16 protein-coding genes are annotated in these 20587 nt (G+C 71.0%); 5 read left to right on the top strand and 11 right to left on the bottom strand.

The window, feature by feature from the left end; translation table 11 throughout:
- Positions 1-22 precede the first annotated feature (22 nt).
- The 7 genes from AB0I98_RS39640 to solA all read right to left on the bottom strand — a co-directional run bounded on the left by AB0I98_RS39640 (position 23) and on the right by solA (position 7842).
- Positions 23-1414, bottom strand: coding sequence for an aminotransferase class III-fold pyridoxal phosphate-dependent enzyme (locus tag AB0I98_RS39640; protein WP_362950385.1), 1392 nt, complete (start codon positions 1412-1414; stop codon positions 23-25).
- Entirely contained in the window at positions 1411-2277 is an 867-nt protein-coding gene (locus tag AB0I98_RS39645; protein WP_362950386.1) for an ABC transporter permease, read from the bottom strand. The genes AB0I98_RS39640 and AB0I98_RS39645 overlap by 4 nt, the downstream gene beginning before the upstream one ends.
- Entirely contained in the window at positions 2274-3206 is a 933-nt protein-coding gene (locus AB0I98_RS39650) for an ABC transporter permease (RefSeq protein ID WP_362950388.1), read from the bottom strand. The genes AB0I98_RS39645 and AB0I98_RS39650 overlap by 4 nt, the downstream gene beginning before the upstream one ends.
- 2 nt (positions 3207-3208) lie before the next feature.
- Complete coding sequence (locus tag AB0I98_RS39655) at positions 3209-4354, bottom strand: ABC transporter ATP-binding protein (protein ID WP_362950389.1); 1146 nt, start codon at positions 4352-4354, stop codon at positions 3209-3211.
- Positions 4347-5477 carry an ABC transporter substrate-binding protein gene (locus AB0I98_RS39660; RefSeq protein WP_362950391.1) on the bottom strand — a complete coding sequence of 377 codons (1131 nt, stop codon included), beginning with the start codon at positions 5475-5477 and terminating at the stop codon, positions 4347-4349. Before AB0I98_RS39660 ends, AB0I98_RS39655 begins: the two co-directional genes overlap by 8 nt.
- 161 nt (positions 5478-5638) lie before the next feature.
- Positions 5639-6700 (bottom strand): succinylglutamate desuccinylase/aspartoacylase family protein, encoded by a 1062-nt coding sequence (locus AB0I98_RS39665; protein WP_362950392.1) that lies wholly within the window; start codon positions 6698-6700, stop codon positions 5639-5641.
- A gap of 2 nt (positions 6701-6702) precedes the next feature.
- The gene (gene solA / locus AB0I98_RS39670; RefSeq protein ID WP_362950393.1) at positions 6703-7842 is read right to left on the bottom strand and encodes an N-methyl-L-tryptophan oxidase; all 1140 of its coding nucleotides are present in this window, start codon (positions 7840-7842) and stop codon (positions 6703-6705) included.
- 309 nt (positions 7843-8151) lie between these two features.
- On the opposite strand from solA, the gene AB0I98_RS39675 reads away from it, so the two are divergent.
- Positions 8152-8898, top strand: a complete 747-nt coding sequence (locus tag AB0I98_RS39675) for an IclR family transcriptional regulator (protein WP_362950395.1) — start codon at positions 8152-8154, stop codon at positions 8896-8898.
- A gap of 219 nt (positions 8899-9117) precedes the next feature.
- Positions 9118-9861: an IclR family transcriptional regulator gene (locus AB0I98_RS39680; RefSeq protein WP_362950397.1), complete on the top strand. Its 744-nt coding sequence runs from the start codon at positions 9118-9120 to the stop codon at positions 9859-9861.
- A gap of 18 nt (positions 9862-9879) precedes the next feature.
- On the opposite strand, the gene AB0I98_RS39685 is transcribed toward AB0I98_RS39680, so the two are convergent.
- Genes AB0I98_RS39685 through AB0I98_RS39695 form a run of 3 tightly spaced genes read right to left on the bottom strand, consistent with a single transcriptional unit; the run spans position 9880 to position 15457 of the window.
- Positions 9880-11319 carry an NAD-dependent succinate-semialdehyde dehydrogenase gene (locus tag AB0I98_RS39685; protein WP_362950399.1) on the bottom strand — a complete coding sequence of 480 codons (1440 nt, stop codon included), beginning with the start codon at positions 11317-11319 and terminating at the stop codon, positions 9880-9882.
- On the bottom strand, positions 11316-14192 hold the full coding sequence (locus AB0I98_RS39690) for an FAD-binding and (Fe-S)-binding domain-containing protein (protein ID WP_362950401.1): 2877 nt from the start codon (positions 14190-14192) through the stop codon (positions 11316-11318). The genes AB0I98_RS39685 and AB0I98_RS39690 overlap by 4 nt, the downstream gene beginning before the upstream one ends.
- Positions 14189-15457 carry an aminotransferase class III-fold pyridoxal phosphate-dependent enzyme gene (locus AB0I98_RS39695; RefSeq protein WP_362950403.1) on the bottom strand — a complete coding sequence of 423 codons (1269 nt, stop codon included), beginning with the start codon at positions 15455-15457 and terminating at the stop codon, positions 14189-14191. Before AB0I98_RS39695 ends, AB0I98_RS39690 begins: the two co-directional genes overlap by 4 nt.
- A gap of 299 nt (positions 15458-15756) precedes the next feature.
- Between AB0I98_RS39695 and AB0I98_RS39700 the strand changes: the two genes are divergently transcribed.
- Entirely contained in the window at positions 15757-17409 is a 1653-nt protein-coding gene (locus AB0I98_RS39700) for a PucR family transcriptional regulator ligand-binding domain-containing protein (RefSeq protein WP_362950413.1), read from the top strand.
- 52 nt (positions 17410-17461) lie between these two features.
- Here AB0I98_RS39700 and AB0I98_RS39705 read toward each other — a convergent pair whose 3' ends face one another.
- Positions 17462-18238: a carbonic anhydrase gene (locus AB0I98_RS39705; protein WP_362950405.1), complete on the bottom strand. Its 777-nt coding sequence runs from the start codon at positions 18236-18238 to the stop codon at positions 17462-17464.
- Between the two features lie 308 nt (positions 18239-18546).
- Between AB0I98_RS39705 and AB0I98_RS39710 the strand changes: the two genes are divergently transcribed.
- Both AB0I98_RS39710 and AB0I98_RS39715 read left to right on the top strand, forming a co-directional pair.
- Positions 18547-19260 (top strand): tRNA-dependent cyclodipeptide synthase, encoded by a 714-nt coding sequence (locus AB0I98_RS39710; RefSeq protein WP_362950407.1) that lies wholly within the window; start codon positions 18547-18549, stop codon positions 19258-19260.
- A complete protein-coding gene (locus AB0I98_RS39715) occupies positions 19257-20450 on the top strand; it encodes a cytochrome P450 (RefSeq protein ID WP_362950408.1) in 1194 nt (397 codons plus the stop codon). The genes AB0I98_RS39710 and AB0I98_RS39715 overlap by 4 nt, the downstream gene beginning before the upstream one ends.
- Positions 20451-20587: the final 137 nt, after the last annotated feature.

The raw sequence follows: 20587 nt of genomic DNA on the forward strand, positions 1-20587 counted from the left end.
TCGTTCCTTTCCGAAACGTGGATCAGATGCGCGCGGACGCCTCGGCGAGGGTCTGCGCGAGGATGTCGGCGATCGTGTCGAGCAGGGCGCGGTCGCTGATCAGCGGGGGCGCGATCTGGACCAGCGGCGCGGACCGGTTGTAGACGCGGGCGAGGAGGCCGGCCTCGCGCATGCGGCGCGGGATCAGGTCGGCGATCAGGTCGGCGCGGGCCGAGTCGCTGAAGCCGCCGTCGTCGAGGTCGCCGACGAGTTCGCAGGAGTAGAAGAATCCGGTGCCGCGGACGTCGCCGACGATCGGCAGGTCCATGAGCGTGTTCATGCGCGCCGCGAGGTGGTCCTGGAGGTCGCGGACGTTGTCCAGGATCCGGTCCCGCTCCATGATCTCCAGGTTGCGCAGGGCGATGGCCGCGCTGAGCGGGTGACCGGCGAAGGTGTAACCGTGGTTGAGGACGGCGCCCGGCTGATTGATGACCTCAACTACGCGACCGCTGACCAGAGTTGCCCCCATGGGGGCGTATCCGGACGTGATGCCCTTGGCGACGGTGACCAGGTCCGGGCGGGCGCCGTAGCGGTCACCGCCGAACCACTCCCCCAGTCGGCCGAAGGCGGTGATCACCTCGTCGGCGACGAGCAGGAAGCCGTACCGGTCGGCCAGGGCACGCAGTCCCTGCCAGTAGCCGGTCGGCGGGGTGATGCAGCCGCCGCGGTTCTGCACCGGCTCGGCGATCAGCATCGCGATCGTCTCCGGACCCTCGGCGAGGATCTCGGCCTCCAGCTCGGCGAGCAGGTGGGCCGTGTACAGGTCGTCGTCCGCGAGCTCCGGGGCGAGGCCGAAGCGGTTGGTGTTCGACACGAACCGGGTGTCGATCGCGGGCCGGCCGTACGGCTCCGTCAGCCCGGGATCGTCGGTGAGGGACAGGGTGCCGATGGTCAGCCCGTGGTAGGCGCCGCGGCGGGAGATGGCCTTCACCCGGCCCGGCTCCCCGCGCAGGGCGTGGTAGCGGCGGGCGATCTTCCAGGCGGTCTCCACGGCTTCGGCGCCGCCGCCGGCGAAGAAGGTGTGCTCGATGTCGACGGGGGCGATCCGGGAGAGCCGTTCGGCGAGTTCGATGGCCGTCGGGTGTGCGGAGGAGGTCCACAGCGGGCTGTAGCAGAGTTCGCGCAGTTGCCGTTCGGCGGCCTCGGCGAACTCGGGGCCGTAGGAGTAGCCGAGTTGGCAGCAGTACAGCCCTGACAGGCCGTCGATGTAGCGCCTGCCGTCGGCGTCGTCGACGTAGGGGCCCTCTCCTCGCTGGACGACGAGGAGGTTCTCGCCGTCGGGGCCGAGCGAGCCGTTGGGGGTCATGTTGAGCAGCAGGTGTCTGGCCGCGGTGGCGGACAGTTCACCGGCCGGGGTGCGGGTGCTCGTGGTCATTCGGGGTCACTCCCGGTGGGCAGGCGCATGGCGGGCTCCGTCGGCAGGAGATCGCCCTGCTTGCCGGAGCCGCCGAGCCGGCGTACGGCGGCGACCAGGGCGAGGGCCTGGACGGCGACGGCGATGAGCACCGCGCTGATGGCCGTCACCGACGGGTCGACGTCGAACTGGAGGACGTTGAAGACCTGGACGGGCAGGGTCACGGTGTCCACCGAGGACAGGAACATGGAGATGAAGAACTCGTCGAAGCTGGTGATGAACGAGAAGATCGCGGCAGCGATCATGCCGGGCATGGCCAGCGGGAGCGTGATGCGCCGGGCGACGGTCAGACGGCTCGCGCCCATGCTGGCCGCCGCGTCCTCCAGCCGTTCGTCGATGCCCTTCAGCGTGGCCATGAGGATCATCACGGCGATCGGTGCGGCGAGCACGGTGTGGCCGAGGGCGATGGCGATCGGGCTGCCGAGCATCGCGGCCGGCTCGAAGAGCAGGAACAGGCCGAGGGCGACGACGACTTGGGGGATCACCAGCGGGGCGAGGACGAGGCCGTAGACCGCCGTGCGCAGCGGCAGGTCGCTGCGGACCAGCGCGGTGGCCGCCGTGATACCGAGGACGAGCGAGAACACGGTGGTCAGGGAGGCGACCAGGGCGCTCAGGGAGAGGGCGGCCGGCCACTTGCTGCCGTCGGCGAACAGTGACTTGTACCAGCCGAGCGTCCAGGAGTCCGGTGGGAAGGAGCCGAACGCGTCGCTGCCGAAGGAGGTGACGACGATGAGGACGATCGGCAGGGCGAGGAACAGCAGGATCAGCGTGGAGGCGACGGTCAGGCAGATCCGCCCGGTCAGGGTCGAGCGCAGCGCGATCATGAGATACCTCGATTCTTCGCGGCCTCGGTCACGACCTTGATGAGCCGCAGCAGGAGCAGCCCCGCGAAGGTGAGGAGCAGCAGGATGATGCCGAGTGCGGCGGCGCCGTTCCACTGGCTCTGCTTCATGACCTGCTCGCTGATGAGCGAGGCGACCATGGTCTGCTTCGGGCCGCCCATGAGGGCGGGGGTCAGGTAGTAGCCGAGGCAGAGGATGAAGCACAGGATGCCCGCGTTGACCAGGCCGGGGGCGACCATGGGCAGATAGACCCGGCGGAAGATCGTCAGCCGTCCGGCGCCCATGCTGGCCGCGGCGGCGGGCAGCCTGCGGTCGATGCCCTTCATGACCGCGTACAGCAGCAGCACGGTGTACGGCAGCATCACCGAGGTGGTGCCGATGACCACGCCCAGCTCGTTGTAGAGCATCTGGAACGGGGCGCCGGGGACGTCCAGGTCCGTCAGGGCGTTGTTGATGACGCCGTGTTCACCGAGCAGGATGATCCAGCCGTAGGTGCGCACCAGCGCGCTGATGAAGTGCGGCACGATGACGATGACCATCACCAGGCCCGCCCACAGCGGCTTGAGCCGGGAGACGGCGGCGGCCAGCAGGAACCCGATGACCAGGCTCAGCAGCGAGGTCTCGGCGGAGATCCGCAGCGTGGTGAGGAGGACTTCCAGGTTGGAGCCCTGGAGTGCGTCCGTGTACCAGTGCAGCGTCCAGCCGCCCTCCTCGCCCTTGAAGCTGAGGAGCAGGGTGCTGAAGATCGGGAAGACGAACAGCACCAGCAGGTAGATGACGACGGGGGCGGCGTTGAGCAGCCCGAAGCGGGTGCGGCGCTCGGACAGCACGCGGCGCAGTCGGCCCTTGCGGGGGGCGGGAGTCGCGGGGCCCGGGGCCGGGGGCGCGGGGGCGAGGACGGTTCCGGCCATGCTCATCCGCCTCCTTCGGCCGCGAAGACGCTGACATCGTCGGGGTGGGCGGTCAGGCTGACCTGCTCGCCGAGGACCGGGGCCTTTCCGGCCGGGAGTTCCAGCCGTACGACACCGGTGTCGGCGTCGCCCGCCGGGCGGACCGTGACACGGACGAGGGTGCCGACGTAGGTGACCGTCTCCACGGTCCCGGTACAGAACCCGTCGCCGGGCGTGCACAGTGCGAGCCGGCCGGGCTGGACCGCGGCCCGTACCCGCGCTCCCTCCGCTCCCGACTGCGGGCGGGCCTTGAGCAGGCCTCCGGTGTCGAGCCGTACGAGGGTCTGCTCGGAGGTCTGCTGCTTGACGGTTCCGGCAAGGAAGTTGGCCGCGCCGAGGAAGTCGGCGACGAACGGGGTGCCGGGGCGCTCGAAGAGTTCGCGCGGGGTGTCGAACTGGTCGATCCGCCCGTCGCGCATCACCGCGATCCGGTCGGAGAGGACCAGCGCCTCTTCCTGATCGTGCGTCACATAGATGACGGTCAGGCCGAGTTCCTGCTGGATGCGCTTGATCTCGGTCTGGAGCTGGTCGCGCAGCTTCTTGTCGAGGGCGCCGAGCGGCTCGTCCATGAGGATCACCGGGGGCCGGTAGACCAGGGCCCGGCACAGCGCGACGCGCTGCTGCTGACCGCCGGACAGTTCGCGCGGCCGGCGGCGGGCCATGGCGGAGAGTCCGGCCATCTCCAGGGTCTCGCCGACCCGGCGGCGCAGCTCCGCCTTGGGGACGTCCCGCAGCTGCAGCGGGAAGGCGACGTTCTCCCACACGGTCATGTGCGGGAAGAGCAGGTACTGCTGGAAGACGAAGCCGAGACCGCGCTTCTGCGGTGCCAGCCGGGTCACGTCACGGCCGCCGGCGACGATGCTGCCGGAGTCCGGTTCGCAGAACCCGGCGATCATCATCAGGGTGGTGGTCTTGCCGGAGCCGGAGGCCCCCAGGAAGGTGACGAACTCGCCGCCCGCGATCTCCATGGAGACGGTGTCGACAGCGGTCACGCCGCCGTACGTCTTGCGCAGATCGGTGACAGAAAGGGGCTTTCCGGTGCCGGTGCCCGACGACGCGGAGAGCGCCGCGGACGACTGGGGCTGGGACTTCACGTTCAGCTCAGGCATTGACCCACTCCTGCCAGCGCTTGGACACGGCGGCCTCGTTCTTGATCCACCACTCGACGTCCAGGTCGAACCCGGACTTCAGGTGCTCGGGCGAGCTGGCCAGATTGCCGGCGGCGGCCGAGGAGAGCTTCTTGTAGGCGGCGGGTACGACCGGCGCCATCGGGTAGAGCTCGGCGTAGGCGGCCTGGATGTCGGGCCGCAGCGCGAAGTCGATCAGCTGGTAGGCGGCGTCGGAGTTGGCCGCACCCTTGGGGACGCAGAAGCCGTTGCTCTGCCGGCGGGCGCCGTTCCACTGGTACGCCATCGGCGAGCCGCCCTTGATCAGGGCGTCGAGCCGGCCGTGCCAGACGCTGGTGGCGACGACCTCCTTGCGGCCCAGCAGCAGGCCGGGGAGGGCACCGGTGTCCCAGTACTTGCGGACGGAGCCCTTGATGTTGTCGAGGGACTTGAAGGCCCGTTCGATGTCGAGGGGGTACAGCTTGTCCAGGGGCACGCCGTCGGCAAGGAGGGCGAACTCCAGCTCGGGCAGGTCGGCGTCGCGGGCCTGGAGGGCGCGGCTGCCGGGGAAGGCCTTGGTGTCCCAGAAGTCGGCCCAGCTCTCGGGCTTCTTCCCGTCGAAGGAGTCGGTGCGGTACGCCATGACGCTGGCCCAGTAGTTCTTGCCGACGCCGTGGGTCATCAGCAGGGAGTCGGCGATGCCCGCGTTCTTGGCGTTCTTCAGCCGGTCGTAGTCGAGCGCCTCGGTGGCGTCCTCGTCCTTGAAGCGCACCACGTCGGCCATGGAGGTGTCGATCAGGTCGAACTGCGGGCGGCCCTGCTGGATCTGGGCGAGCAGCTGGGCGTACGCGATGTTCACCACCTTGATCTGGATGCCGGTCTCCTTGGTGAACGCGTCGTAGACCGCCTTCTGGTTGGCGTCGCCGTAGGTGCCACCGCTGTTGCGGACGACGAGCGTCTTGGAGCTCTTGCCGTCGCCGCCGCCGACGGAGCGGCTGGTGCCGGTGCCGCAGGCGCTGAGGGCGGACGCGGTGGCGAGACCCGCCGTGACTCCGCCGATACCGCGCAGGAAGAGCCGGCGGTCTATCCGGGCGCCACGCGGCGGAGCCGCATTTCGAATCGTCATCGGGTGCCTCCTGGGGTGGGACTGCTGGGGAAGGGGACGGGGTTGGGCCCTGCCTGCGGGGTGAGGGCTTTACGTGCGGGCGGAGAGGGTGCTGCGTGCGGGGGGGACGGTGCTGGGTGCGGGGGGGGTGAGGGGCGCTACGTGCGGGGGCGGTGAGGGTGTTACGCGCGGGGGTCCGCCTCGTCGGATCCGCGGCCCGCGCCAGGGGTGCGGAGGGTGTCGGGGCGCGCTGCTGTGTCGGGGTCCCACGGGACGGCGAGGGCGGCGAGTTCGGCGCCGGGGGCGACGGTGAGGCCGTGCATGGCGTAGAAGATCCGCCCGCCCGCCGGAGCGAGGACCGTGTGCTCCGTACCGTCGGCCGGGTCGACGATGCGGCCGAGTACGTCGCCCTCCGTGACCTCGCCGATGACGTCGGCGTCGAAGGAGAACTCCGGGTACCACAGGCCGGTGGCCTCAGCGGTGACGCCGGCGGACCAGACCCATTCGCGGATCGGGGCCGGTGCGGAGCCGTCCTGGTCGAGGACGCCCAGGTGGCGCAGTGCCGTGAGGAGACCGTCGACGCGGCTCAGGGCCGTGGGCTCGTCCCGCTGCCCGAGTGAGCCCACCTCGACGAGGACCGCGGAGATCCCCCGGCGGGCGGCGGCCGCGTGGCTGTTGCCGCCGTCGGCCTTCAGCCCGAGGATGACGTCCTCGATACCGAAGGAGCGGGCCAGCTCGGCCGTCGCCTTGTCGAGGTCCGGGTCACCGGTGAGGCGGTAGCCGACGAAGTCCCGCAGGACCTGGTCGATGCCGCCGCAGTGCAGGTCGGCGTAGACGTCGGCACCGTCGAGCAGGTGGGTGAAGAGCCAGGCGGCCAGCCGCTCGGTGGGGCCGCCGGCCGGGTCGCCGGGGAAGACGCGGTTGAGGTTGACGCCGTCGACCGGGGAGATGTTGAGCCGGCCCTGGTAGACGGCGGGAGGGTTGGCGACGGGGCAGATGATCACCTGCCCGTGCACCTCACCGGGTTCCAGCCTGTCCGCCAGTCGTACGACGGCGTCGATGGGCGTGAACTCGCCGCCGTGCACGCCGGCGGTGATGACGACCCGGGGGCCGGGGCGGGCGCCGTTGACCAGGGTCAGCGGAATGTCGGCGGTGAGGGCGCCGAGGTCGGCCCGGACCGTGCCGCGGGCCTTGGTGCCGGGCCGGGCCTCCAGGGAGCCGACGGCGAGCGTGGCGTCGTTCATGGTCATGCCTCCGTACGGCCGACGGTGGAGAGGAAGTCGATGGGCTGGGGCGAGGCGCCGTCCAGCGCCAGGTCTGCGGCGATGTCGCCGAAGGCGGGCGAGAGCTTGAAGCCGTGGCCGGAGAAACCGGCGAGCAGAATCACGTTCTCGGCAGCGGGCAGGGGGCCGACCAGGGGGCGGCTGCTCTCGGTGTAGCCCTCCATGTAGACGGAGAGCCGGGTCGGGTCCGGGTGCAGGTCCGGCATGTAGCGGCCGATCAGCTCGCTGAAGATCTCCAGCTCCTCGGGCCGCACCGTCCGGTCCAGCTGGTTCGGGTCGCCGACGGGACAGTGCAGGGCGCGGGAGAGGCCGAGCTTGACGGAGATGCCGTCCGGGGAGGGTAGCCCGTAGCAGTGAGTGGGTGCCGTACGGATGAAGGCCGGGCGCTCCTCGCCGAACCAGGCCTCGGGGGTCGTGGGCACGTACCACGCGCTGACCACGCGGCGTACGTCCACCTCCCAGGGCAGGTCGGGCAGCAGGTCGTTGACCCAGGGGCCGGGGGTGACGACGGCGGTGTCGAAGTGCTCGCTGCCGGCGTCGGTGCGGATCTCCACGCCGTTCGCGACGGGGACGATCTCGCGGACCGTGGTGTAGCGGTGGATGACGGCGCCCAGCTGCTCGGCGCGGCGGGCTGCGGTCTGGATGGTCAGTTCGGGGCGGATGAAACCGGCGCGGCGGTCCAGCACGGCCGCGTCGCCGTCCTCGATGCGGAACTGGGGGAAACGTTTGGCCAGCAGCTCGGCATCGAGCACGTCGTGGTCGAGGTCGTGCTCCGCGATGGACTGCAGGACGGTGGCCATCTGGTGGTGCTCGGTCGGCCCCATCAGCAGGCACCCGGTCAGTCGGCGCAGCTCACGGCCGGTCTCCTGCTGCAGTTCCTCCCACAGGGCGTCGGCGTGCTTGAGCAGCGGGACGTAGCGGGAGTCCTCGAAGTGGGCGCTGCGGAAGATCCGGGTCTCACCACCGGCGGCACCGCGGTCATGACCGGGGGCGAACCTGTCGTATCCGACGACCTCGGCGCCGCGGGCCGCCAGCCGCCAGGCGGCCTGGCTGCCCATCGTTCCGACGCCGATGACGGCGACGCGCTTCCTGGCAGCTGACACAGGCTTTCCTTTCGTAACGCCGGGGCGCATGCTGAGCGCCCGACGTGAGCTGATCGATTCGAGGCGGTTTGGATGGGGCCGGGCCCTTCCTTCGGGCCTACGACCTTCGGGGCTACGACCTTCGGGCCTACGGCTCACAGCCGCCGTGTCTCGCGGTGCCGGCCCACTTCGCGGGATCTTCCTGTTGGGCCGTGCCACATTGTGGAACGCTGTGCTAGAATCTGGCACGAGAATGACAGCGGCTCAGAGGGGAGTCAAGAGGGTGTCCAGCAGAGATTTCGAGGATTAACGGGGGGAAACCGGATGGAAATGAAGAGCGTTACGAGATCACTGCGCATCCTGGAAGCGGTTGCCCAGCATCAGCCGGTCACCGTCGGGGAGTTGACGAAGCTCTTCGGTCTCCCGAAGTCGACGGTGCAGCGCACGCTGGTCACACTGGCCGAGGCGGGCTGGCTGCGCGCGAACCGCAAGGACACCACCCGCTGGGAAATCGGCGCCCGCGTACTGGCCGTACGGCCGGCCGCCCTCCAGGGCTCCAGCCTGTTCGCCGCCGCCCGGGAACCCATGATTCGCCTGCGCGACGCGGTGAACGAGACCATTCACCTGTCGGTGCCCGACGCACTCCAGTGCGTGGTCGTGGTGGACCGCGTCGACTGCGACCACCCCGTACGGACCTTCCACACCATCGGCGACACGTCTCCGCTGCACGCCACCGCCGTGGGGCGCAGCATCCTCGCCCACCTCCCGAAACAGGACGTCGAGGAACTCATCACGCACGGACTGGAGCGCTTCAGCGACACGACCCCCGCCGACCCCGACGAGCTGCGCGCCGATCTGGACCGGATCCGCACCGACGGCTACGCGGTCAACCGGAACCAGTACCGGCCGGGCGTGTGCGCCCTCGCCGCACCCGTGCTCGACGAGAGCGGGACACCGCTGGCCGCCGTGGCCATCTCGATGCCCGATTCCCGGTACGACGAGGGCCGGGCGCCCGAGTGGGGCGGCCTCGTCACCGACACGGTCACGGAGATCTCCGGGCGTCTACTGGGCGCCTGAAGGCCCGAGTGGGCTCCACACCGGCGAGGGCCGGCTCGCACGCGTCGACGTGAGAGCCGGCCCTTACTGCTGTGCGCAGCCACCTGCACCTGTTCAGCCCATGCCATATTGTGGAACGCCATGCTAGAATCCGGCACAATCATGCCTTCGACTCCTCCGGAAGGGAGTCACGAGGTGAGCACCAAGAGGCCGCACAACTGACGGGGGCACCGGATGGAAATGAAGAGCGTCACGAGGTCGCTGCGCATCCTGGAAGCCGTCGCCCAGCACCAGCCCGTGACCGTGGGCGAGCTGACGAAGCTCTTCGGCCTGCCGAAGTCCACCGTGCAGCGCACCCTGGTCACGCTCAACGAGGCGGGCTGGCTGCGCGCGAACCGGAAGGACACCACCCGCTGGGAGGTCGGCGCCCGGGTGCTGGCCGTACGGCCCGCCGCCCTCCAAGGCTCCAGCCTCTTCGCCGCCGCCCGGGAACCCATGCTCCGGCTCCGGGACACGCTGAACGAGACCATCCATCTCTCGGTGCCCGACGCGCTGCACAGCATGGTCGTCGTCGACCGCGTCGACTGCGACCACGCCGTGCGGACCTTCCACGCCATCGGCGACACCTCGCCGCTGCACGCCACGGCAACCGGGCACACGGTCCTCGCCCATCTGCCGAAGTCCGAGGTCGACGAGTTCGCGACGGGCGCGTTCGAGGGGTACGGCGAGGAGACCATCACCGATCCGGTGGAGCTGCGCGCGGAGCTGCGCCGCGTCAGGGACCGCGGATACGCCGTCAACCACAACCAGTACCTCCAGGGCGTCTGTGCCATCGCGGCACCCCTCCTGGACGGTGACGGGGTGCCGCTGGCCGCCGTGGCCGTCTCCATGCCCGACTCCCGTTTCGAGTCGGGCCGCCTCGCCGAGCTGGGGCGACTGGTGACCGAGACCGCGGCGGAGATCACCGCTCGCCACCTGCACTGAGGGCCACGGCCACCGCCGTCACCGCACGGGCACCGCCACGTACTGGTACTCCAGGAACTCGTCGATCCCGACCCTGCCGCCCTCACGGCCAAGGCCGGACTGCTTGACGCCGCCGAAGGGCGCGGCCGGGTTGGAGACGAGGCCGGTGTTGAGGCCGACCATGCCGACCTCCAGGCGTTCGCTGACGCTCAGGGCGCGGTCCAGGCCCTCGGTGAAGACGTAGCCGACGAGGCCCCACGGGGTGTCGTTGGCGCGGCGGATCACCTCGTCCTCGTCGTCGAAGGTGAGGATCGCCGCGACCGGACCGAAGATCTCCGTGTCCATCAGGCGACTGTCCGAAGCTACGTCCATGAGCACGGTCGGCGGATAGAAGCAGCCCGGCCCCTCGGGCGTACGACCGCCGACGAGCACCCGGGCGCCGCGCTCCACCGCGTCGGCGACCAGTTCCTCGACCTTGGCCCGCCCGACCCGGTCGATCAGCGGGCCGACGTCGACGCCGTCCCGGGTGCCGGGGCCCACGACCAGCGCGCCCATGCGCTCGGCCAGGCGCCGCCCGAACTCCTCCGCCACGGAGGTGTGGACGAAGAAGCGGTTGGCGGCGGTGCAGGCCTCGCCCATGTTGCGCATCTTGGCGACCATCGCACCATCGACCGCCTTGTCCAGGTCGGCGTCCTCGAAGACGATGAACGGCGCGTTCCCGCCCAGCTCCATCGAGGTGCGTACGACCGCCTCCGCACTCTGCGCGAGCAGCAGCCGCCCGACCTGCGTCGAGCCGGTGAAGGAGAGCTTGCGCATCCGCCCGCCGCGCAGGAGCGGTTCGCACACCTCCCCCGCACGGGAGGTGGTGACGACGTTGAGCACACCGTCCGGCAGCCCGGCCTCCTTGAGGATCTCGGCGAGAGCCAGGCTGGACAGCGGGGTCTGCGGGGCCGGCTTGAGGATCATCGTGCAGCCGGCGGCGATCGCCGGGCCGATCTTGCGCGTCCCCATGGCGAGGGGGAAGTTCCAGGGGGTGATCAGCAGACAGGGGCCGACCGGTCGGCGTGAGAGCAGCATCCGGTTGCGGCCGTCGGGCAGGACGCCGTGGCCGCCGTCGATACGTACGGCCTCCTCGGAGAACCAGCGGAAGAACTCGGCCGCGTACGCCACCTCTCCCCTGGCCTCGGCGAGCGGCTTGCCCATCTCGGACGTCATCAAGTGGGCGAGTTCGTCGGTGCGGTCGAGGATGATCTCGTACGCCCGGCGCAGGATCTCGCTACGGGCCCGAGGCGCCGTACGGGCCCACTCCTCCTGCGCCCGGACGGCCGCGTCCTCCGCGAGCTTGGCGTCCTTGGCGCCCGCGTCGGCGACATGGCAGAGGATCTCACCGGTCGCCGGGTCGTCCACGGGCATGGTGGCGCCGTCCCCGGCGTCCACCCAGGCCCCGCCGATGAACAACTGCGTGGGTGTGTCGGTCATGGGGTTCCTCCTGGTCGAGCGGCTTGATCGGCGGCGGGGTCGAGCAGTTCCGCCAAGTGCAGGGCGCGGATGCCCCGGTCACCGGCGAGGTGGTCGATCTGGGTGGCGCAGCTGAAGCCGTCGGCCACGACGACGGTCGGTGCGTCCTGGGCGATGGCGTCGAGGCGTGGCTTCAGGGCCAGGTCGGCGACGGCCATCGAGGTGTCGTAGTGCTGCTCCTCGAAGCCGAAGTTCCCGGCGAGTCCGCAGCAGCCCTCGGCCTCGTCGACCTTCCGGACGCCGAGGCGGCCGAGCAGGTCGCGGGGGTGGCGGCCCTTGAAGGTGGCGTACTCGTGGCAGTGGGTCTGCAGGACGACGCTGTCCGGCAGCTCCGGTGGGGTCCAGTCCGGCGCGGCGAGGTCGGTCAGGGCGCCGGTGAGGGTGTGGACGCGGGACGCGACGCGCTGGGCGGCGTCGGTGCCGAGCAGTTCGGGCACGTCGCGCTTGAGGGCGGCGGCGCAGCTGGGTTCGGCCACGATGATGGGCCGGTCGTCGCCGTTGTCGAGGTGGGCGACCGTGCGGGCCATGATGCGGCGGGCGGTGGACAGTTGCCCGGTGCTGACCCAGGTCAGGCCGCAGCACAGGCCGTCCTCAGCCGTGCAGGGGATGCCGGCGTCGGCGAGCACGCGGCTCGCGGCGCCCGCGACCTCGGGGCGGAAGGCGCGGGTGAAGCTGTCGACGAAGAGCAGGGCCTTTGCCGGTGCGTCCGTGTTCGCAGCCTGCAGGACCTTGCGCCGGGCGCGCCGGGAGGCGAAGGCCGGGATCCGGCGCTTCGTGGTCACGCCGCCGAGCCGGGCGAGCAGCTTGCCGACCGGTCCGCGCAACAGCGCGTTGAGGGGGCGGGCGGCGTATCCGGCGAGGGCCGAGGTGAGAGGGAGCCAGCCCAGCGAGTAGTGCGAGCGGGGCCTCAAGCGACCCTTGTAGTGCTGGTGCAGGAACTCCGCCTTGTACGTCGCCATGTCGACGCCGACCGGGCAGTCACTGGAGCACGCCTTGCAGGACAGGCACAGGTCGAGGGCGTCGCGCACCTCCGTCGAGCGCCAGCCTTCCTGGACCGTCCCGCCGCGCACCATCTCCTGGAGCAGGCGGGCCCGGCCCCGGGTGGAGTCGTTCTCCTCGCCCGTGGCCCGGTAGCTGGGGCACATCACACCGCCCGCGTCGCTGCGGCAGCGGCCGACGCCGACGCAGCGGCGAACGGCGCCGACGAAGCCCTCGTCGTCGTGCGGGAAGGTGAACGTCGTTTCGAGGAGCGGGAGTTGGCGCAGTGCCAGGTCGGCGTCGAGCGGGGCCGGGGCCACGATGACACCGGGGTTGAGCAGCCCCTCGGGGTCGAAGATCTCCTTGAAGGCGGCGAACGTCCGGATCATGCGGTCGCTGTACATGATCTCCAGCAGCTCACCGCGCGCCCGCCCGTCCCCGTGCTCGCCGGAAAGCGTGCCGCCGTGCTCGACGACCAGGGCGGCGGCTTCGGAGAGGAAGCGGCGGGTGGCTGCCCGGCCGGTGTCCGTGGCCAGGTCGAAGTCGATGCGTACGTGGACACAGCCCGCGCCGAAGTGGCCGTACAGCACGCCGGTCAGCTCGTGGGAGGCCAGCAGTTTCCTGAAGTCGCGCAGGTAGGCGGCCAGGTTCTCGGGCGCGACCGCCGCGTCCTCCCAGCCGGGCCACGACTCCCCGCCGTCGACGAGACGGGCGGCGAGCCCGGCCCCGTCCTCACGGACCCGCCACAGCGAGCGCCGCTCAGCCGGGGTCTCCACGACCCGTCCGCCGGTCATCCGGCCCTGCGCCTTGAGCACGTCCAGCAGTTCGGCGGCGCGGGCGTCGACCGCCGCCTGGTCGTCACCGTCGAGCTCGACGTACAGCCAGGCCCGCCCCTCGGGCAGCCCGGTCACGGAGTCCGGTCCGCGCCGGGCGCGCATGGTGGCGACGATCGCCTCGTCCATGCCCTCCACGGCAGTGGGGTTCCAGCGCAGGATCTCGGGGACGTCCTCGGCGGCGTCGACCACATCGTCGTACCCGAGAGTGAGCAGTGCCGAAGCCGGTGCGGTCGCCACCAGGCGGACCGTCGCGGCGGTGACGACCGCACAGGAGCCCTCGGTGCCGACCAGGGCGCGGGCCATGTCGAAGCCGTGCTCGGGCAGCAGGCGGTGCAGTTGGTAGCCGGAGACCTGGCGCGGGATGCGGCCCAACTCGGTGCGGATCGGGGCCAGGTTGGCGTCGATCAGGTGGCGTACGTCCGCTTCGAGGCGGGCGATCCGTTCTGTGTCCGCGGGGTCCACCGGTCGCAGCCCTGTGCGGTCGGCGACGGCTCGCACGCCGTCGGCCGTCACGATCTCCAGCGCCTCGATGTGGGTGCTGGTGCGCCCGTGCCGCACCGACCGGTTGCCGCACGCGTCGTTGCCGATCATGCCGCCGAGGGTGCAGCGGCTGTGCGAGGAGGGGTCGGGGCCGAAGGTCAGCCCGTGCGGGGCGGTCGCGTCGCGCAGCGCGTCCAGGATCACTCCGGCCTCGACGCGGGCGGTGCGGGCCTCCGGGTCTATGTCGAGGATCCGGTTCATGTACCGGGAGAAGTCCAGGACGACGCCCGGTCCGACCGCGTTGCCCGCCATGCTCGTACCGCCGCCGCGCGCGGTGACCGGGACGCCCGTCTCCCGGCAGGCCCGCAGCACCTCGACCACGTCGTCGGCGCTGCGGGGGAAGACCACGGCTCGCGGCGGGACCCGGTAGTTGGAGGCGTCGTAGGCGTAGAGACCGGTGGCGCCCGGGCCGGTCTCCACCCGCAGGCCGGGGGCGGCCTCGGTGAGCCGGGCGGTCAGCCGCGCGAGGGGGTCGCTCATCGTGCCGCTGGTCCAGAAGTACCGACTTCCACCGCGGTCGCCCAGGCCTGGAGGCCCTCGTCCACCGCCGTCTCGTCGATGACGAGCGCCGGGATCATCCGGACGACCTGGTTCCAGGCCCCGCACAACAGCAGGAGCAGACCCTCGTCGACGGCGGCGCGCTGCACGCGGGCGGCGGTCTCGGGGTCGGGGCTGCCGTCCTCGGTGACGAACTCGGTGGCCAGCATCAGCCCGAGACCCCGTACGTCGCCGATGCCCGGCGTACGGTCGGCGACCGCCTCCAGACCTGCGCGGAGCCGTGCGCCCATCGCGTCGGCGTTCTCGACGAGCTTCTCGTCGCGTACGACGTCGAGGGTGGCGCAGGCCGCGGCGCAGGCGACGGCGTTGGCGCCGTACGTACCGCCCTGCGAGCCCGGCCATGCCTTGGTCATCAGCTCCTCGGAGGCGGCGATGCCGGAGATCGGGAACCCGCTGGCCAGGCCCTTGGCGGTGACGAGGATGTCCGGGGTGACGCCGAAGTGGTCGTGGCCCCAGAAGCGGCCGGTGCGACCGACGCCGGTCTGCACCTCGTCGAGGATGAGGAGGAAGCCGTGGCGGTCGGCGCGCTCCCGCAGCCCCTCCATGAAGGCGCGGTTCGCGGGGACGTAGCCGCCCTCGCCGAGCACCGGCTCGACGATGATCGCGGCCGTGTCGGCGGGCGAGGAGATCGTCTGGAGGGTGTAGTCGAGCTCCTTGAGGGCGAAGCTGGTCGCGGTGTCCTCGTCCCAGCCGTAGCGGTAGGCCGTCGGGAACGGGGTGACGACGACGCCGCTCATCAGCGGGGAGAAGCCGGAGCGGAAGCGGGTGCCGGACGTGGTCATGGAGGCGGCGGCGACCGTGCGACCGTGGAAGCCGCCGTGGCAGACGATGACGTTGGGGCGGCCGGTGGCTTGGCGGGCCAGCCGCAGGGCCGCCTCCACCGCCTCGCTGCCGGAGTTGGTGAAGAACAGGCTGTCCAGGCCGGTCGGCAGCACCTCGCCCAGCTTCTCGACCAGACGACGGAGGGGCTGGTGCATGACCGTCGTGTACTGGCCGTGGATGAGCGTGCCGACCTGTTCCTGGGCCGCCGCCACGACCTTGGGGTGGCAGTGTCCGGTGCTGGTGACGCCGATGCCGGCGGTGAAGTCCAGGTAGCGGCGGCCGTCCTCGCCGTAGAGGTGGACGCCCTCGCCCCGGACCGCCGTCACGGGGGTGGCCTGGCGAAGGTGCGGCGACAGTGCGGTCATGTTCGTCTCCCGGCGGGGTCGGCGGTCTGCTCCGGTCTTTCTGAGCATCTCTGTGGACCAGGGCGGGGCCAACGCGCGATCTGTCCGGTCGCGGCGCGGTATCCGGACGTTGTGTCAGGCATACGGGGCCCTGTGCCCCGCCTTCAGGTCTCGCCGCCGCCGTCTGCGGGCTCTTGCGCAGGTCAGCGGTGCTTGTCAGAGTGACAGGGCACGTCCCGAGCTCTCGGGGTCGCGAGCAGGGACCCCATGGAGGCACCGTGAGCGAGAACCACCCCGACGCCTCGATTCCGGGACCGGACATGGATGCGATCGGCCGACCGCTCACCGTGGCCGACGTGCTGGCCCTTCCCGTTCTGGCCGCCGGACAGCCCCAGGTCGTCACCGGCCCGGCACGGCTCGACCGGCCCGTGCGCTGGGTCCACATCACCGAGCTGACCGACCCCGCCTCCTTCCTCAAGGGCGGCGAACTCGTCCTGACGACCGGCATGCCCCTGCCCGAGGAACCGGCGGGCGTACGCCGCTACGTCGACGAACTCGCCGACATCGGCGCGGCGGCCCTGGTCATCGAACTGGTCCGCCGCTACCACCGCCCGCCCGACGCCCTGGTCCACGCCTGCCGGGCCCGCGGTCTGCCCCTCGTCACCCTGGCCAAGGACGTCAACTTCCTGGAGGTCACCCAGGTCGTCCACGCGTTCATCCTCGGCAACCAGGCCGAGGTGATGCGGCGGACCCAGCGCGTCCACGAGGCGTTCACCGCCCTCACCCTGCGCGGCGCCGGGCCCGAGGACGTCGTACGCGCCGCCGCCGAGATGAGCGGCCACACCGTCGTACTGGAGAACCTGGTCCACCAGGCACTCGTCTGCGAGCCCTCCGGCGACACGGTCGAGGCGGCGCTCACCGACTGGGAACAGCGCTCCCGGGCGACTCCGCCCGCCGACCACACCACCGTCTCCGGCCCCGAGGGCTGGCTCGTGGCACCGGTGGAGTACCAGGGCGAACGGTGGGGCCGGGTCGCCATGCTTCCGACCCACGCCATGTCCCCGACCCCGACCCCGCTCGGCCCGGCCTCTCCGTCGCCCCTCGGCCCCTTCCGCCCCGAGGACGTCACCGTCCTGGAGAGAACCGCGATGGCCCTCACCATCGCCCGCCTCACCCACCCCACGCCCTGGGAACGCACCGCGCACCGCGGCGTCCTGCGCGACCTCGTCGAACAGCGCCACCGCTCGCCCGCCGACGCCGAGGCGCAGGTCGCCGCGCTGGGCCTGCCCACCAGGGACTCCCGCTTCATCGCCGTGCTCGCGGACGTCCACCCCGAGGACGACACGGCGAACGCGGAGGAACTCCTCTCCGAGGAGCTGAGGAAGAAGGGAACGCAGGCCCTCGTCGGCCTCCTCGGACCGACCCGTCTCGGCGTCCTGCTGTCCCTGCGCCCCGACCAGCCGTGGCGACCCGTCGTCGAACACCTCGGCCGCACCGCACTCGAGCTGGTGCCGGGGACAACGGTGAGCGTGGGCAGCGAGGCGACCGGCCTCCCGGCAGTCGCCCGTTCCTTCCGTGAGGCAACCCGTGTCGCCGAAGCGACCGAGCCGGGTCGGCCGCTCCCGCCGGGACGCTCGTACCACGAACGATCCGACATCGGCCTGCGCCGCCTCCTCTTCGCCCTCCGCGAAGACCCCCGCATCCAGGACTACGCCGAACGCCGGCTCGGCCGACTCGCCGACCACGACGCCCGCCACGGCACCGACCTGCTCACCACCCTGCGCCACTACCTGGACGCGGCAGGCAACAAGACTGTGGCCGCCCGCTCCGGCGGCCTGTCCCGCGAGACCGTCTACCAACGGCTGCGCACCATCGAGCGGATCCTCGACTGCGACCTCGAGTCGGGCGAACAGCGCACCGAACTCCACGTGGCACTCACAGCGCTCGATGTCCTGCGGGAGGGGCAGGCATGAGAGGGCATCCACGTCGGCCAGCCGCCGCGTACGACGGCCGGCCGACCCGGGGTCACGCGGACGGCGCCCCGGTCAGGACCTCGACCCGGCCGGTGTCGAGCGAGTAGTAGGCGCTGACGACGGCCAGGTCGCCCTTCTTCACCAGCGGGGCGAGATCGGCGTTGGAGCGCAGGTCGGCGGAGGTCTGCTTGATGTGGACGCGGACCATGGCGTCCACCGGGTCGGCGTGCTTCTCCTTGGAGACCACGTCGTACGCCGGGCGGAGGGCTTCGGCGATCGACTGCAGGTTGCCCGGCAGCGGCTGGTCGTCCTTGAGCGCCTTGTACGCCGCCTTGACCGCACCGCAGCGCTGGTGACCGAGGACGACGATCAGCGGCGTCCCCGAGGTCATGGGCCCGTACTCGACGGAACCGGTGACCACCGGGGCGACCACCTGCCCGCCGGTGCGCATCACGAACAGGTCGCCGAGCCCGGTGTCGAAGATCAGCTCCGGCGGCACCCGGGAGTCGATGCAGGAGAGGACCACGCCGTACGGGTCCTGCTCCTCGGCGACGAAGTCGCGCCGCCCGGGATCCCGGTCGGGGTGCTGCAGAGTCCCGTCCACCCAGCGCTCGTTGCCCTCCATCAGCCGCGCGAACGCCGCCCAGGGAGAGCCGGGGGGCGCGCTCGTGGCGGGTGAGGGGGTCGTCGCCGCCGCTCCCGCGGCCGTCGTCTTCTCCGCGGTCTTGCTGTCGTCCGTCTTCGACGAACAGCCGGTTATCAGGGCCGCGGTGGCCAGCAGCCCTCCGGTGAGAACGGCTCTGCGCTGCGGTTGCCGGGCAAGGCTCATGAGGTTCTTCCCTTCTGGAACGGTGCTGCCGTGGTGGCTGATGCGACGGTGTCGCACGGCCGGTTAACGCCGGTACAGGGCTGAGGAAGCGCACGAGAAGCGCGCGTCCAAATCACGGAGAGTCGCCGATGGGCGTACAGCGTCAACGCGCCACCGCCGACAAGGTTTCGCATCCTGGAATTCTTTTTCCATCCGTACCCGTGGGTAGGGGTTTACTCACTGCGTCGGCTCGGTAGCGTGGGGTCGTCGCTGCCGCCGCACGCAGGACGCCAGGTCCTGAAGAATCGCGGCGCGATGAGGATTCGATCTTGACTCAGGCGACTGTCGCCCCAGCCGAGACCTTCCAGCTCCAGCCCTATACCGACCAGTGCCGCGTCATCGCCGAAGAGGGCGCGCACGCGATCATCGGGGTCTCCCCCGGCAACAGCTACTTCTCCGCCCGGCGCCTCCATGACCTGGCGCGCTGGGCCGCGGCCCGGTTCGACCACGCGGACTTCGTCTATACCGACGTGCACGTGGCCGACATGTACCAGGCCCTCGGATACGCACCCGAACACGCCCGGCAGAAGGCCGTGAAGAACGTACGGGGCGTGCGCGCCAAGGTCTCCACCGCCTGCGCGGACGCGGACCCCGGCGGCAGCCGCCTGACGTGGCATCCCATGTCGGCCTTCCAGGGCAACGCCGCCTATCGGCGCCTCCACCACGAGGTCGTCCGGGCCGTGGAGAACGACCCGGCCGTACGCGAGACCTGCGACGCCCTGGCCGGCCTCTTCCTCGCCGGGAAACTCGGCCCCGACGGACAACCCACCGACGAGCAGCGGCAGGTGTGCCGGGACTACGTGTGCGCCGAAGTCCCCCTGTTCATCGACACCCCCGCCATCCTCGGCGTCCCGTCGTCGCTGAACTGCTACCACCAGGCCCTGCCGCTCGCCGACCTGCTCTACGCACGGGGATACGGCCTGCGCGCCTCCCGCAACCAGGGCCACGGCATCCTCAAGCCCGCCGAAGGAGAAGCACGTTGATCACCGCCACGACCGAGACGCTTCCCGCGTTCCCCTTCGACTGGAACGGCACCCGCTTGCCCGAGGACGTCGAAGGCCTGCGCGCCACGCCCGTGACGAAGGTCCGCACGATCGCCGGTGCCGAGGCGTGGCTGGTCTCCTCGTATCGGCTGTGCAAGCAGGTGCTGGAAGACGACCGGTTCTCCCTCAAGGACACCTCCACCCCGGGCGCTCCCCGTCAGTACGCCCTGACGATCCCGCCCGAGGTGGTGAACAACATGGGCAACATCACCGGCGCCGGGCTGCGCAAGGCGGTGATGAAGGCGATCAACCCCAAAGCCTCCGGCCTCGAGGAGTGGATGCGGCGCGAGTCCGGCCGGCTGGTGGACGGGCTCCTCACCGAGGGGGCGCCGGCCGAACTGCGCGGCGGTTTCGCCGACCCGTACTCCGCCGGGATGCACTGCCACATCCTCGGTGTTCCGCAGGAGGATGCGGCGTTGCTGCTGCGCAGCCTGGACGTGGCGTTCATGAACTCGCCGCGGGAGATCGAGGCCGCGAAGCTCAACTGGGACCGCGACATCGCCTACATGGCCGGCCGCCTCGACGATCCGTCCACGACCGGCCTGGTGGGCGATCTCGCGAAACTGCGAGGCACCGAGGAGTACGCCCATGTCACGGACGAGATGTTCGCCACGGTCGGCGTCACCCTGTTCGGCGCGGGCGTCATCTCCACCTCGGGATTCCTCACCATGGCCCTCGTCTCGCTGCTGACCCGCGACGACGTCCGCCAGGCACTCACCACCGGCGGCGTCCCGGTGGCGGACGCGATGGACGAACTCCTGCGGATCAACCTGTCCATCGGCGACGGCCTGCCCCGACTCGCCCTGGAAGACGTCCGGTTGGGCGATGTGGAGGTGAAGAAGGGGGAGTTGGTCCTGGTCCTCGTCGAGGGCGCGAATCACGACCCCGCGCGTTTCCCCGATCCGCACCGGTTCCGGCCCGGCCGGGAAGGCGCCGCCGATCACCTCTCCTTCGGCGGCGGAGCGCACTACTGCCCCGCCACGGCCCTCGGCAAGAGACACGCGGAAATCGCACTGCACACACTGTTGGAGCGGCTTCCAGGCCTCCGGCTCGCCGTACCGGCCGAACAGCTCGTATGGCGCACCAACTTCATGAAGCGCCTACCCGAACGGCTGCCGGTCGCCTGGTAACCGTCGGGAACCTGGAACATGAAGCCCCCACCGGCCCGGCGCCAGTGGGGGCTTCTCACGCGTACGGTTCGGCAGCGCCCCGAAGGGGCGCGGGGCTGTATCTATATGCGGCTCCGCCGCGTGGGCGCGACCAGCCA

Origin of the sequence: Streptomyces sp. NPDC050211 (genome assembly GCF_040656035.1) — a bacterium.
Classification (GTDB): domain Bacteria; phylum Actinomycetota; class Actinomycetes; order Streptomycetales; family Streptomycetaceae; genus Streptomyces.

Excerpts from the sequence above, each read along its gene's own strand:
- AB0I98_RS39655 (WP_362950389.1), bottom strand. The coding sequence starts at position 4,354 with ATGCCTGAGCTGAACGTGAAGTCCCAGCCCCAGTCGTCCGCGGCGCTC.
- AB0I98_RS39705 (WP_362950405.1), bottom strand. The coding sequence starts at position 18,238 with ATGAGCCTTGCCCGGCAACCGCAGCGCAGAGCCGTTCTCACCGGAGGG.
- AB0I98_RS39640 (WP_362950385.1), bottom strand. The coding sequence starts at position 1,414 with ATGACCACGAGCACCCGCACCCCGGCCGGTGAACTGTCCGCCACCGCG.
- AB0I98_RS39665 (WP_362950392.1), bottom strand. The coding sequence starts at position 6,700 with ATGAACGACGCCACGCTCGCCGTCGGCTCCCTGGAGGCCCGGCCCGGC.
- AB0I98_RS39645 (WP_362950386.1), bottom strand. The coding sequence starts at position 2,277 with ATGATCGCGCTGCGCTCGACCCTGACCGGGCGGATCTGCCTGACCGTC.
- AB0I98_RS39690 (WP_362950401.1), bottom strand. The coding sequence starts at position 14,192 with ATGAGCGACCCCCTCGCGCGGCTGACCGCCCGGCTCACCGAGGCCGCC.
- AB0I98_RS39680 (WP_362950397.1), top strand. The coding sequence starts at position 9,118 with ATGAAGAGCGTCACGAGGTCGCTGCGCATCCTGGAAGCCGTCGCCCAG.
- AB0I98_RS39695 (WP_362950403.1), bottom strand. The coding sequence starts at position 15,457 with ATGACCGCACTGTCGCCGCACCTTCGCCAGGCCACCCCCGTGACGGCG.
- AB0I98_RS39660 (WP_362950391.1), bottom strand. The coding sequence starts at position 5,477 with ATGACGATTCGAAATGCGGCTCCGCCGCGTGGCGCCCGGATAGACCGC.
- AB0I98_RS39650 (WP_362950388.1), bottom strand. The coding sequence starts at position 3,206 with ATGGCCGGAACCGTCCTCGCCCCCGCGCCCCCGGCCCCGGGCCCCGCG.
- AB0I98_RS39700 (WP_362950413.1), top strand. The coding sequence starts at position 15,757 with ATGGATGCGATCGGCCGACCGCTCACCGTGGCCGACGTGCTGGCCCTT.
- AB0I98_RS39685 (WP_362950399.1), bottom strand. The coding sequence starts at position 11,319 with ATGACCGACACACCCACGCAGTTGTTCATCGGCGGGGCCTGGGTGGAC.
- AB0I98_RS39675 (WP_362950395.1), top strand. The coding sequence starts at position 8,152 with ATGAAGAGCGTTACGAGATCACTGCGCATCCTGGAAGCGGTTGCCCAG.